The sequence below is a fragment of the Hyphomicrobiales bacterium genome (assembly GCA_039989895.1).
In the GTDB taxonomy this organism is placed as follows: Bacteria; Pseudomonadota; Alphaproteobacteria; order Rhizobiales; family JACESI01; genus JACESI01.
Genome location: JBDXGY010000002.1, coordinates 208,287 through 221,038, shown reverse-complemented (window position 1 = coordinate 221,038; position 12,752 = coordinate 208,287). Strand labels below are relative to the sequence as shown.

Below are 12,752 nucleotides of genomic sequence, written 5' to 3'. Positions count from 1 at the left end.
CTCAAGATTCTTTGCGCGGGGTCGGCCGCCAATCTGGCGGGGCCATTTCGAAGCCTGCAAATTCAAAGCCGGGCGCAACCGTGCACCCCACAAGCGTCCATTCGCCCAGACTTTCCGCTGTCTGCCACCAGCCTGTCGGCACAACCACCTGCGGGCGTTCGCCAAAATCGATATTGGGACCAAGCCGATGGCTTTCTGCATCATGACCATCAGGCGATACTGTCAACGCCAGTGGCGCCCCAGCATAATAGTGCCAAACTTCCACAGCATCATTCACCCGATGCCACGCGGAACAGTCCCCAACTTCCAACAGATAATAAATCGCCGTTGAGTGACCACGCTCACCCCCCTCACCATCGCGAAAGGTCTCTTTATAAAAGCCCCCTTCAGGATGCGGTTTCAATTCAAGAAGTCGGATGATGTCTTTTGCCGATTGCGTCTCGGTACTCACACCCAGCATTAAAAATTATCTTTCAAGCGACGAATTTCAGCAAACACCGCTTCATCACTTGCGCCAGCCATATCAAGATGCGCACGAATTGCAGCATCATCAGGTCGCAAAAAGGGATTTGTTTCAAGCTCAAGCGCCATGGTGGTGGGCAGTGTAGGTTTATCATCAGCCCGCAGCGCCTCAATCTCTTTCAATCGCGCGGCAAGAGCAGCATTATCAGGATCAACCGATACAGCAAATTTAGCATTAGAAAGCGTATATTCATGCCCGCAATAAATCACCGTATCAGCCGGCAAGGCTTTTAGCTTTTGCATGGAAGACCACATTTGCGCTGGTGTTCCCTCAAATATTCGACCACAGCCAAGTGCAAAAAGCGTATCCCCCGTGAAAGCCACTTTGGCATCGGGAATGAAATAATTCACCTGCCCCAAAGTGTGGCCGGGCGTCTCAATCACCTCGACTTTAAAGTTGCCAAACATAAAGCTATCACCTTGACTAACCATCTCATCAACACCCGGTATTTTTGAAGCCTCCGCCGCAGGTGCAATGACCTTACAGTCATATTTTTGCTTCAAGGCCTCGTGGCCTTCCACATGATCATAATGATGATGTGTTGTAATAATATGAGTTAAAGTCCAGCCCGTTTCTGATAAGGCGGCCTCTATGGCTGCAGCTTCTGGCGCGTCAATGGTGGCGGTCGTGCCCGCGCTTTCATCATGAATAAGAACGCCATAATTGTCTGAGCGGCACATGAACTGGTGAATGTTGAGTGAAGTCATAAAAAGCTCGCTGCTGTAAGATTGGTGAGACCTCTTAGTATGATTGCACGACGTAAAAGGTCAATAACCAGTCTCACAACACTGATTTTAAAGTACTGGCTTTGAGCTTCGCAAGCCTTTAAAATACCCCCATGTATCTTGATGCTATTGATCTAAGAGAATTTTATTCATCCCACCTAGGGCAGCAAACCCTTGAGAAACTGCAGATAAAGATCAGCCATGTCTGGCCAAAAGTCAGCGACGATCGCATTTTAGGACTTGGCTACCCCACGCCGTTTCTGGATAAATTCTCAAATGACGCCGAACGCGTGCTGGCTTTCATGCCCGCAAGCCAAGGCGTGTTTCGCTGGCCACAAAGCAAGGAGGGCAAGGACAGTGATGCATCGGCCACAGCCTTGATTGCCGATAATATGCTACCTCTTCCTGACGCCGCTGTTGATCGTGTTCTTCTCACTCATTCTTTGGAAATGACCGATAATCCGCGCGAGCTCTTATCTGAGATCTGGCGCGTTCTCTCCCCCGGCGGGCGACTACTCGTTATGGTGCCAAACCGAGCTGGCCTTTGGGCACGCATGGAGAATTCTCCATTTGGTTATGGTCGCCCTTTCAGTCGAGGCCAACTGAACAAGCTCATGCGTGAAGCCCTGTTCTCACCTGTAGGCTGGGTCAGTGCTCTGCACACCCCGCCAATTGAAAGACGCTCCTTCATAACAAGCAAATGGATAGAAAATGCTGGTGAGCGATTCTTTTCGCGCCTGTCGGGTGTCTTCTTAATGGAAGCTAAAAAAGAGCTTTATCAAGGCATTCCGGTGGTTAAAAAGCGCTCATTTTCATCGGCCTTCAAACCCATCCTTATGCCGTCCCCTCAACCAAGCTCCCAAACCTCGCGCTTTACTCGGAAATCACAAAAATAGCTTCACGACCAAACAGATTCCAAAGCCACGGACTTCGGCGCGCAATAGGCTTGCCATCTGAGCGCAAAGCAAAATGGGCTTCCATAGTCAAGTTCATTTCATCCAGTAAATCGCGAAAATCGCGGATCGTACAAAAATGAATATTCTTGGTTTCATACCAAGCAATGGGCAGGTGACTGCTCATGGGCATACGCCCTTCAACACCAACCTGCCACCGAATATGCCAATGGCCAAAATTCGGAAATGAAACGATCGCCTTCTTACCAATACGAACAAGCTCTCTTACGACATGTTTTGGATCATCCACCGCCTGCACAGTCTGGCTCAAAATCACCCAGTCAAAAGATTTATCAGGATAAGGACCAAGGTCAGAGTTTGCGTTACCTTGAATCACGGAAAGACCTTCAGCCAAACATTTGGTCACCCCTTCCGGACTAATCTCAATGCCTCGAGCATCAACGTCTTTGCGGCTCTCAAGGATGCGCAGCAGTTTACCATCGCCACAACCAATATCGAGCACCCGCGTGCCTGGTTCGATCAAATCAGCGATCAATTCAAGATCAGTCCGCCGAGCTTCCTGCATATTTTTTTTAACACGCACCACCATCGTCTTATCCTTCAACATCGTCAGAGGCGACAAGACCACGAGCACGAGCAGCCGACATCAAAAATCCGTCAATCATCTCAAGCATTTCCGGCTCATCCAGCAAAAACGCATCATGCCCTTTATCTGTCTCAATCTCTGCGAAAGAAACACTCGCACCTGCTGCATTCAATGCATGCATAATGGCTCGGTTTTCCTCTGTCGGAAACATCCAGTCTGACGTGAAAGAGATGATGCAAAAACGGGATTTAGTGCCCATGAAAGCTTTTCCAAGAACATCGCCATAATCACTTGCTAAATCAAAATAGTCCATCGCCCGCGTCAAATAGAGATAAGAGTTTGCATCAAAACGATCCACAAAGCTCATCCCCTGATGGCGCAGATAACTCTCCACCTGAAAATCCGCATCAAAGCTAAAGCCAACTTTTTCTTTGTCTTGTAGGCTACGACCAAATTTTCGCTGAAGCGCCGTCTCAGACATATAAGTAATATGCGCAAACATACGGGCAACAGCCAGTCCTTTAGACGGGAGAACGCCTTCAATTTGATAGCGCCCACCACGCCAGTCAGGGTCTGCCATTACGGCCTGTCTGCCAACTTCATAAAACGCAATATTTTGCGGGCTATGACGCGCACCGGTCGCGATTGGCACCGCTGTAAAGACAGCGTCAGGATAGCTCGTCGCCCATTGTAAAACCTGCATCCCCCCCATTGATCCACCAACCACAGAAAAAAGGGTCTCTATGCCTAAAGCATCGACTAAGAGCTTTTGCGCATTCACCATATCGCGAATAGTAATAACAGGAAGATCAACGCCATAATCACGCCCCGTATCAGGGTTGAGTGATAAGGGACCTGTTGATCCCATACATGACCCAAGCACATTCGGGCAGATGACAAAATATTTTTCCGTATCAATTGGCTTGCCTGGACCGATCATCGAGAGCCACCAGCCCGGCTTGCCGGTGACCGGATTATCGCTGGCCGCATATTGATCACCCGTTAACGCATGACACACAAGCACAGCATTTGATTTGTCAGCATTCAACGTGCCGTAAGTTTCATAGGCAATTGTCAATTCCGGCAATAGGGCACCGCAATCAAGCTTCATGCCGCGCTCAACAACACAAACTTCACTACTGGGTGAGCGGGCTTCACGCAGCGCCACATCACGCACTGAATTACTCGCATCTTGACTAGGAGGCACTGCTTCACGTCCCATTTAAAATCTCAGTTCTTGTTTTCAACTGCTAAGGTCAGAACCTAGGTAGAGCGGGTCTTATATTGATGTCAATCACCCACTACCTTTATATAGGAAGCAATCTTTTGTTTGCTCTTCTTCTTTTCGTCGCTTATGAACGGCTTTTAAGAGAGTAAAACCGTATGAATACGGCGATCATTACCGAATTTAGGCCAAATCTTTAAGGATAGGCCAAGGACAATAGAAAATGCCTGCCAATAGATCAAATGAACAGATGCTAAGGCCAACCCCACGTGCGGGTGTTATGGCAATTGACGCCTATGTTCCTGGCAAATCCAAAGCGGGGAACAATGCCCCGACATTGCACAAACTGTCATCCAATGAAACGCCCTTTGGCGCAAGCCCCAAGGCCATCGCCGCCTTTAAAGAGGCAGGACAAGCATTAGAGCTCTATCCAGATCCCGCCTCTAGCCGCCTGCGTGAAGCTATCGCTGGTGTTTATGGCCTCAACCACAATCAGATTATTTGTGGCACTGGTTCAGATGAAATTTTGAGCCTGCTCGCCTATGCCTATTTAAGCAAGGACGATGAAGCCATCTTCACCGAGCACGGCTTTCTCGTCTATAAAATTGCCATTCAGGCAGCAGGAGCAACGCCTATCGTGGCACCTGAGACCAATGCAACAGCCGATGTTGATGCTATTTTAGCCTGCATCACTGAGCGCACAAAAATGGTGTTTATCGCCAATCCAAACAACCCAACAGGCACCTATTTGCCTTTTGATGAAGTGCGCCGCTTGCACAATGCTTTGCCCTCTCATGTGATGCTCGTGCTTGATGCGGCTTACGCGGAATATGTGCGCCGCAATGATTATGAAGCAGGCATTGAACTTGTGGCAACGAGCGAAAATGTTGTCATGACTCGCACGTTTTCCAAGGTCTACGGTCTTGCTTTCCTCCGCCTTGGCTGGGCCTATGCGCCTGACCATGTCATCGACGCTTTAAACCGCATTCGCGGCCCATTCAATGTTAATGGTGCAGCGATCGAGGCGGGTATTGCTGCCATTGAAGACCGCACGTTTTTAGAAGCCGCCATCACCCACAATGAAGAATGGCTGCCAAAAGTCATAAAAGCTCTCGAAGCAATCGGATTACGCGTCACGCCAAGTGCGGGTAATTTCGTACTCATGCACTTTGCCGAAAATGACACCAAGAACGCAGAAGCTGCAGATGCCTACCTTTTGTCGAAAGGCTGCATCTTGCGCCGTGTAACAAGCTATGGCTTTCCCAATGCCTTGCGCATGACAATCGGCACGGCAGACGCTAATCGCGCCGTGATTGGACATTTGGCCGACTTCATGGGTGTTAAGGCACCGGCATTCTCATGACCCAAAAACCTGACGTTCCGCTTTTCAATAAACTCACGCTGATCGGTATCGGCCTCATTGGCTCATCCATCGCCCATGCCTGTCGGCGTGCCAATCTGGTGGATGAAATCACCATCACAACACGGCGCGAAGAAACCCTTGCCGAAGCCCGACGGCTCAATCTTGGCGATCACTATACCCTTGATATGAGCGAGGCCGTACGCGACGCTGATCTTGTTATAGCCTGTATTCCCGTTGGCGCTTGTGAGGCGGTCGCAAAAGAAATTGGCCCTCACCTCAAAGCAGGCACGATCATCTCTGATGTCGGTTCGGTCAAACGCTCCGTGATTAATCAAATGCAACCACATTTGCCGGATACCGTGCATTTTATTCCCGGCCATCCCATAGCTGGCACAGAATATTCCGGCCCCGCCTCAGGCTTCGCGAGCCTATTCGATGACCGCTGGTGTATTTTAACGCCGATTGAGGCGACCAATCGTGGGGCACTCGATCAACTCATTTCTTTTTGGCAGGCTCTTGGTTCCAATGTAGATGTCATGGATGCCGACCATCATGATCTGGTGCTGGCCACCACGTCCCATCTGCCGCATTTAATTGCTTACAATATTGTCGGCACCGCCGCAGACCTTGAAGATGTCACCCAGTCTGAAGTCATCAAATATTCCGCTTCCGGCTTTCGCGATTTTACTCGCATTGCCTCTTCCGACCCAACCATGTGGCGCGATGTATTCTTGCACAATAAAGAAGCCGTTTTAGAAATGCTGAGCCGCTTTTCAGAAGATCTCTCATCCCTGCAACGCGCCATTCGCTGGGAAGATGGAGACAAACTTTTTGAATTGTTCAGCCGTACCCGCGACATCCGCCGCTCCATCATAGATGCCGGCCAAGACACAGATGAACCAGATTTCGGGCGTAAGGATTAAATACCTGACAAATCAATCTGTGGTATCGTGCCAAGCGGGATGAGGCCGATGTTCACAAAGCCTTTTCGGATCGTTACCTTGACCCGTTTGGCTGCCTGTGAACCCAGCGTCACATTTTCACCCAAGCCTTCAATCGCACCAACAATGGCACGGGCAACTGCTTGAATTTGCACCAGTTCCGGCCCCATCGCATCAATGAATTCATCCACATTCGCACTATCCACATCAAGGTCAGCATGGATAAATCCATTTTGATCAAGCTTCACCCAGCCCTTGGCAAAAATCTGTGCATTGCCTGAAATCAAGCTCACCCCATTCACATCCGCCTCTCCACCCTTTTCAATCCAAAGCGGGAAAGGCGACCCGCGCCCTTCAAAAGCGCCGGCAATATCATAGACCAATATAGAGGCATCTGCCGCGACTGGTGGCAGGCGGTATTTCGAGCCAAGAACCTCAAGGCCGCTGGAAACAAGACCAAGCACAACGGAATTAGCGGCCTCGTCACCGCTAGAACGACGGGCACTGACCGTTATAAGTTCAGCACTCAAGGCCGTATCACCAACCTCTATCGGTGGATTAATCAGACTCAAGCGGGCTTTTTCAATTTTAGCGGTAGCTGCACTAAGACCATTCTTTTGAAGTTGGGAACCAAGTCGCGCTTTTTGCCACACAAGTTGCAGCGTCCCAAGTCGTCCAGCATCGATCAAAGCAGGGGATTTAAAATTAATCAGCTGATGGTGCGGCTTATAGACCACACTTTGTGCGCTTAAACCGGCAAATTCAAAACTGATACCTTCACCCTTTGCGAATGACGGCTTGTCGCATTCGACGGCTAAGCGAAAGGGAAACCCGCTGGAGCGCGGATGATCACAACTGAAGCGCTGCTCACCATGGTTGGCTTTGTCAATCACACCAACAAAGGCTTTTTCAGCTTCGCCAGATAGATAGTTCCAACCAACAACCCAGCCAATTGAAGTAACGATCAAAGCTGTAATCAGCACGATAAAACGAGTTTTCATGAAGTACCTTTTCAAACAGTCAATATTTGCCCTTGAGAGACATTAGTGAGCTTGCTACCACAAACTATGACAGATCATAAGACCACATTACCTGATCACATACTTTTCAATGATAATCATGTCGACTTTTGGGTCTTCGCTTATGGTTCTTTGATGTGGAACCCAGGTTTTGAATATACCGAACGCCAACCTGCCACCCTCAATGGCTATTCACGCGCGCTTTGCATCTATTCATGGGTGCATCGCGGCACTCCCGAAACCCCCGGGCTTGTCTTCGGGCTTGATAAAGGGAGAAACTGCGACGGTTTTGCCTTTAATATTCCCAAACATGCACGAAAAGATACGGTAGCTATGCTACGAGGCCGTGAACTCGTAACCGATGTTTATCAAGAAACTCTTGAACCACTGAAACTAACCGGAGCTACCCCACGAACAGTCAAGGCGCTATTTTATACTGCTGTGCAGAATCACGAGCAATATGCTGGAAATCTAGATCATGCTGATCAAGTTCGTCTTATAAAACAAGGTGTTGGTAAAAGCGGCATCAACAGAGACTATATTTTGAACACACAAAGCCATCTTGTAAAAGAGGGCATTCATGATGAAGATCTAAGTCTTCTTTGCGAGCAGATCAACGCTGAGAGCTAACATCAACGCCGCGCGCTTCCAGTTCATCAAGCGCCTTATGAATTGTTGCTGGCGGATTGTTTGACCTTGCTGTTTCAAGTATCAACGCATTGGAAGCCTCTTCCACATCCTCTTCAAGTTTCTTCAAAACATCTTGCACTTTTCCACAGGGCAATATGGGCGGCATAAACTCGATAATCGCATGGCCGGGATAGCGCCTAAAACTGTTGCGCGGCCATAAAAGACCCGTGTTCAAAGCCACCGGCACAATCGGACATTCAAGCGTCTTGGCCATACGCGCAACACCGGCCTTATAGGGGCGCATTGTGCCAGCAGCCATGCGCGTTCCTTCCATGAAAATAATAATCTGACGACCTTTGGAAATAGCTGCGCCGGCCGCCTCAATCATCGGACCGATCGCTTTAGAGCGATCACTTCTACGCACAGAAATCATACCTGTTTTCTGTGCAATCCAGCCAAAAATAGGAATGTACATCAACTCACGCTTCATAATAAAAGCGACATTATGAATGGCGACACCAAGCCCAATAGTCTCCCACGCAGATTGGTGCTTTGAAGCGAGTATACAGCCCCCTTTTGGAACATTTTCAAGGCCCCTGAATTCATAAGTAGACCCCGTGGTCCATTTCCAATGAAATAAAACGGCATGCATCCAAGCCACGGCATAAGACCATGCAATGGACTTAGGCAGAAACAGAACGACAGGAGATACCAAAGCAAACAGAATAAAATTCAGATAAAAGACAATCTGGAAAAGAAGCGAGCGCAAAAAAATCATCTCTGATCCCGAATAATCAGCGTTACAAAAGGTCTGTATGGTCTAATGGCTGTTGAATAAGCACACAAGCCCAAAACCTTCCCAAACTCTTCAGTGCCCAGCACTACCACGAAGTGGGCTCACTTTTTCGTTCTTCTTCTCAGTCGACAAATGCACACTTTCATCAAAACGGCGCAGCGGCATTGTCGGCCATGGCTTACCTGTCCATGCATTCACATAATCACGGCCACTGACAAATATAAGCTTAGCATATTCCCGCAACATATCCCGTATACGAGAGTAATCTCGCCACCAGTTATTGCCGCTAGGAACATTGACGGGTGCCGCTATGAATTCCACACCCTGCATAGCATGGTCTAATTCCTTTAAAGCCCGCGGCATATGAAAAGCGCCAGTTACAACGACAAGGTCTTTTACATTAAACTGCTCGGCCCATTTTTTGGTAGCAAGCGCATTGCCTATTGTGTCCCGCGCCATCCAATCGATTTCGATACAACACTCAAACAGCGCTTCATCAATATTGAATATATTTTTCAATGAGTCTTGCGTCAAAACGCTATTAACCCCAGTCAAAAGCAACCGCTCCGCTGTGCCTTCAGATAAAAGCTTCATCGCTGCATGGATTCGATTTTCACCACCGGTGAGAACAACAATCCCATCAGCTTTATCAACTATCGGGGCTGTGGGTGTGGTTACCATATGCGCATAACGCACCAAACCACCCAATTGAAGGCCAGCAATAATAAAACCACACAGCAGAACAAACGACCAACAACGGCTGCCTATTCGGCGCATGCGGGAACGGCCTGCAATAATACCATTAGTCGGCTTCTCAGATGTCTCTGGATATATCACCAGATCTGCATCTTCTTTTTTGATCTCGTCTACCATTCTAAAAAAGCTAACCTGCTATAACGGCCTATAATAATTCCGCTTGTACTATGACATTTTGGCCAAATATCGAAAAACTGCAATGCGTGAGGTTAATCCAGTCAGCGCAGCGATCACAATAATTAACAAAAAAGCGCCCAAATAACCCAATAAGCCAATTTGAAACCGTCCAAACAGGGCAGCCAATTGATCTGCTTCAAGTGCCTTAGAGGATAAGGACGACCAAAAATTCAATGCCAGCAAACATAAAATAGCACCGCCCCCACCCATAAACGCCCCTTTTAAACCCAGTAATAAAAAGCGCCGTTGAAATTCAGAGGCAATAAAATCATCACGGCCACCCACAAAATGGAGGACTTCCAGCACATCATGATTACTTGTCATCGCACCATGGGTGGCGAAAGTGACACTCAAAATCATGGCCGTCAGCATCAGGCCCATGATAATGAACCCCAAAAGAACCGCCGTATTTGCAACGCTACCTAATCTATCAAGCCATAGCCGATGATCGTCGAGGGTAGCGCCAGGCACACTTGTCGTCAGTCTTTCGGCCAAGCCTTCAAGGTTAGCGCCTCTTTGCGGGTCCAACTCCAAAATCAACATTCTAGGGACAGGCAATTCGCTCAAATCAAAATCACGACCAAGCCATGGCTCTAAGAGTTTTTTTGACCATTCATCATCTACGTTAGACACACGCGCGATGCCAGGCGTGTTTTCAGCCAAGGCAATTGCCTTAGTTATTTCTTCACTTAAAGACACCCCTTCAATCGGCCTGATTTGTATCGTAACCTCGCTTGAAATATCACTCTGCCAATCTGACGCCTGCTGCCAGACGATCATCACCGTTGCAAAAGTAAGACAAGTGAGAAAGCTCATAATCGCGACGACAATAATAAGGGTTTGGCTAGAGACAGACCGTTCAGGCACAATCGGATTGCCAAGATTGCGTTTACCGAAAGAAGAAAACATAAAATCGCGCAGTATCGATGCGCCTTTTTGAAAGGCTGACGGTTGCATAGCCTTTGTATTTTTTCTGCGTTTTTTATTGCTCTTTTTATTCATAAATGACCAACCGTCCCTCATCCAGAACAAGACGCCGTGCATCAAATTGATCCATTAAATTGATATCATGCGACGCAATAACGACCGAAGTACCCGATCTATGTAGCTCTTGAAACAAGCGCAACAGCCTTTTGGCAAGCGGTGGATCAACATTACCCGTCGGCTCATCTGCCAAGAGCAGTTTTGGTTGGGCAATAAGCGCTCGCGCAATGGCAGCGCGCTGTTTTTCTCCTCCAGAAAGTATGGGTGGGAAAACATCCATTCTCTCCCCAAGACCAACCCATTCAAGCAGCTCCCTTACATCCGGCCCATAAGTTGCTTCATCTTGGCCAGCAACCCGCAGCGGCAACGCCACATTTTCAAAAGTCGTCAAATGATCAAGTAGACGAAATTCCTGAAACACAATCCCAATTTTACGCCTCACATCTAGTAAATCTGCTTTGGTAAAGGTCGCCGGATCCTGATCGAACACCTTAATCAAACCGCGAGATGGTCGCCGTGACAAAAACAGTAACTTCAGCAATGAGGTTTTACCTGCACCAGATGGTCCCGTTAAAAACTGAAATGAATTATCAGGTATTTGAAAAGTTAGGTCGCGCAAAATTTCTGGCCCTAAGCCATACCGAAGTCCGACATTTTCAAATTCAACCATTGTCAAAGTTAATTACCGCGCGGGTTAAGTCTTGTTGATGAAACCATTTTTGAGGCACATTTTCCATGTTTGAGGCGGCTATATTAAGAACTTGTTAACCATAAACGTTGAACAAATGATATAACAACCCGGATTTCATCATGCCAAAAATCACTTGCCCATCATGTTCCACATCTTACGAATTACCCGACGGATCAATTGATTCAAAAGGCCGTAAGGTAAAATGCGCCTCATGTGGGAGCAAATGGTTAGCCAAACCAGAAACTATTGAAGTGAAAGACCCCCTACTTGATTCTATTTCCACGGGGCAAGAAGACATTAACCCGGCAGATGAGTGGTCCTTAAATCAAAACACGCCTATTGATGCCGATTTCGAAGATGTTGATGGCAGCGATGTATCGCTGCATATGCCAACAGAAATTGAAGAATTACCCCGTCAGCGCTCAAGACCCATCAATCCATTGATGCGCAGCAGCATTGACAAAAACAAACAAACAAAAGTCAATCGCTATGAAATAAGCGAGCAAAACAGAGTAAAACGCAATGCCTTTTTGCGCCCGCTATCATTTGTTGCAAGCTTAGCATTTGTCGCAGGCATTATTCATATGCGCGAACCAATTGTGCGCATCGCGCCAGATCTTGCAAGCCTCTATAGTACAGTCGGGTTTGACGTCAATCTGCGAGGTTTTGAAATTCTCAATATTCGTTCAGAACGCGTTATTGAAAACACCGGTCCAGTCCTGATCGTCACAGGTGAAATTAAAAACCTGAGAAATGTAATCGCACCAGCCCCAAAATTACGATTTGGATTGAAAAGTAATACCAATGAAGAGATTTATGCATGGGACCACGATTTGTCGGTACCAACAATTGTACCTCGCGGTACGACGCGATTCCAAAGCAGATTGCCCGCACCACCACACCTTGGCCGAAATATTTCAGTACAATTCACAGACAGTTAAACGAAATATTTATTATAAATGAACCCAGCGGTATTTTTTTACCTGATCACAAGTCTCTTATGTTTAGATTGACATAGAGTAGAGATAAGGAAGCATCAGTTATGGCCAAAATATTAATCGCCGAAGATGACGAAGCAGTACGCACATTTGTTTCACGGGCGCTCATGATTGACGGACATGAAATCACCACAGCAGAAGATGGCACAGATGCACTGAGCGTCTTATCGCATGACGACAAGTTTGATCTTCTTTTATCTGATATAAAAATGCCTATAATGGACGGGATAGCGCTAGCTCTTAATGTTGCGCGCGACCATCCGCATATAACCATTCTCTTGATGACAGGCTATGCTGACCAGCGTGAACGCGCTGATGGTCTCGATAAAATCGTTGATGATGTTGTATTAAAGCCGTTTTCCCTCGCCCAAATTCGCAAAGCCGTAAGCGATACGCTGGAAAAAATTACTCACGCCGCTTAACT

Annotated in this window: 15 protein-coding genes; 6 read left to right on the top strand and 9 right to left on the bottom strand. The window is 47.6% G+C overall.

Annotated elements, in window-relative coordinates:
- Nucleotide 1: 1 nt before the first annotated feature.
- A complete protein-coding gene (locus ABJ081_01790; GenBank protein MEP6355397.1) occupies nucleotides 2-460 on the bottom strand; it encodes a cupin domain-containing protein in 459 nt (152 codons plus the stop codon).
- Nucleotides 460-1,230: a hydroxyacylglutathione hydrolase gene (gene gloB, locus ABJ081_01785; GenBank protein MEP6355396.1), complete on the bottom strand. Its 771-nt coding sequence runs from the start codon at nucleotides 1,228-1,230 to the stop codon at nucleotides 460-462. Before gloB ends, ABJ081_01790 begins: the two co-directional genes overlap by 1 nt.
- A gap of 131 nt (nucleotides 1,231-1,361) precedes the next feature.
- On the opposite strand from gloB, the gene ABJ081_01780 reads away from it, so the two are divergent.
- Nucleotides 1,362-2,144, top strand: a complete 783-nt coding sequence (locus tag ABJ081_01780) for a class I SAM-dependent methyltransferase (protein ID MEP6355395.1) — start codon at nucleotides 1,362-1,364, stop codon at nucleotides 2,142-2,144.
- Here ABJ081_01780 and metW read toward each other — a convergent pair.
- Both metW and ABJ081_01770 read right to left on the bottom strand, forming a co-directional pair.
- Nucleotides 2,122-2,727, bottom strand: coding sequence for a methionine biosynthesis protein MetW (gene metW / locus ABJ081_01775; protein MEP6355394.1), 606 nt, complete (start codon nucleotides 2,725-2,727; stop codon nucleotides 2,122-2,124). The two genes, ABJ081_01780 and metW, sit on opposite strands and share 23 nt — an antisense overlap.
- Nucleotides 2,728-2,755: 28 nt before the next feature.
- Entirely contained in the window at nucleotides 2,756-3,970 is a 1,215-nt protein-coding gene (locus tag ABJ081_01770) for a homoserine O-acetyltransferase (GenBank protein MEP6355393.1), read from the bottom strand.
- 226 nt (nucleotides 3,971-4,196) lie between these two features.
- On the opposite strand from ABJ081_01770, the gene hisC reads away from it, so the two are divergent.
- Both hisC and ABJ081_01760 read left to right on the top strand, forming a co-directional pair.
- Nucleotides 4,197-5,336, top strand: a complete 1,140-nt coding sequence (gene hisC / locus ABJ081_01765; GenBank protein ID MEP6355392.1) for a histidinol-phosphate transaminase — start codon at nucleotides 4,197-4,199, stop codon at nucleotides 5,334-5,336.
- On the top strand, nucleotides 5,333-6,259 hold the full coding sequence (locus ABJ081_01760) for a prephenate/arogenate dehydrogenase family protein (GenBank protein MEP6355391.1): 927 nt from the start codon (nucleotides 5,333-5,335) through the stop codon (nucleotides 6,257-6,259). Before hisC ends, ABJ081_01760 begins: the two co-directional genes overlap by 4 nt.
- Here ABJ081_01760 and ABJ081_01755 read toward each other — a convergent pair.
- Complete coding sequence (locus ABJ081_01755) at nucleotides 6,256-7,278, bottom strand: DUF2125 domain-containing protein (protein ID MEP6355390.1); 1,023 nt, start codon at nucleotides 7,276-7,278, stop codon at nucleotides 6,256-6,258. The genes ABJ081_01760 and ABJ081_01755 overlap by 4 nt on opposite strands.
- Before the next feature lie 66 nt (nucleotides 7,279-7,344).
- On the opposite strand from ABJ081_01755, the gene ABJ081_01750 reads away from it, so the two are divergent.
- The gene (locus tag ABJ081_01750) at nucleotides 7,345-7,926 is read left to right on the top strand and encodes a gamma-glutamylcyclotransferase (protein MEP6355389.1); all 582 of its coding nucleotides are present in this window, start codon (nucleotides 7,345-7,347) and stop codon (nucleotides 7,924-7,926) included.
- On the opposite strand, the gene ABJ081_01745 is transcribed toward ABJ081_01750, so the two are convergent.
- From ABJ081_01745 to ftsE, 4 genes are all read right to left on the bottom strand, one after another.
- On the bottom strand, nucleotides 7,910-8,704 hold the full coding sequence (locus tag ABJ081_01745) for a lysophospholipid acyltransferase family protein (protein MEP6355388.1): 795 nt from the start codon (nucleotides 8,702-8,704) through the stop codon (nucleotides 7,910-7,912). The genes ABJ081_01750 and ABJ081_01745 overlap by 17 nt on opposite strands.
- A gap of 90 nt (nucleotides 8,705-8,794) precedes the next feature.
- Nucleotides 8,795-9,595: a YdcF family protein gene (locus ABJ081_01740; GenBank protein ID MEP6355387.1), complete on the bottom strand. Its 801-nt coding sequence runs from the start codon at nucleotides 9,593-9,595 to the stop codon at nucleotides 8,795-8,797.
- Between the two features lie 48 nt (nucleotides 9,596-9,643).
- Nucleotides 9,644-10,657 carry an ABC transporter permease gene (locus tag ABJ081_01735; protein MEP6355386.1) on the bottom strand — a complete coding sequence of 338 codons (1,014 nt, stop codon included), beginning with the start codon at nucleotides 10,655-10,657 and terminating at the stop codon, nucleotides 9,644-9,646.
- Complete coding sequence (ftsE, locus tag ABJ081_01730; protein MEP6355385.1) at nucleotides 10,650-11,309, bottom strand: cell division ATP-binding protein FtsE; 660 nt, start codon at nucleotides 11,307-11,309, stop codon at nucleotides 10,650-10,652. Before ftsE ends, ABJ081_01735 begins: the two co-directional genes overlap by 8 nt.
- A 140-nt stretch (nucleotides 11,310-11,449) precedes the next feature.
- On the opposite strand from ftsE, the gene ABJ081_01725 reads away from it, so the two are divergent.
- Together ABJ081_01725 and ABJ081_01720 are read left to right on the top strand one after the other, a co-directional pair.
- Nucleotides 11,450-12,271: a zinc-ribbon domain-containing protein gene (locus tag ABJ081_01725; GenBank protein ID MEP6355384.1), complete on the top strand. Its 822-nt coding sequence runs from the start codon at nucleotides 11,450-11,452 to the stop codon at nucleotides 12,269-12,271.
- A gap of 101 nt (nucleotides 12,272-12,372) precedes the next feature.
- Nucleotides 12,373-12,750: a response regulator gene (locus ABJ081_01720; protein ID MEP6355383.1), complete on the top strand. Its 378-nt coding sequence runs from the start codon at nucleotides 12,373-12,375 to the stop codon at nucleotides 12,748-12,750.
- Nucleotides 12,751-12,752 lie beyond the last annotated feature (2 nt).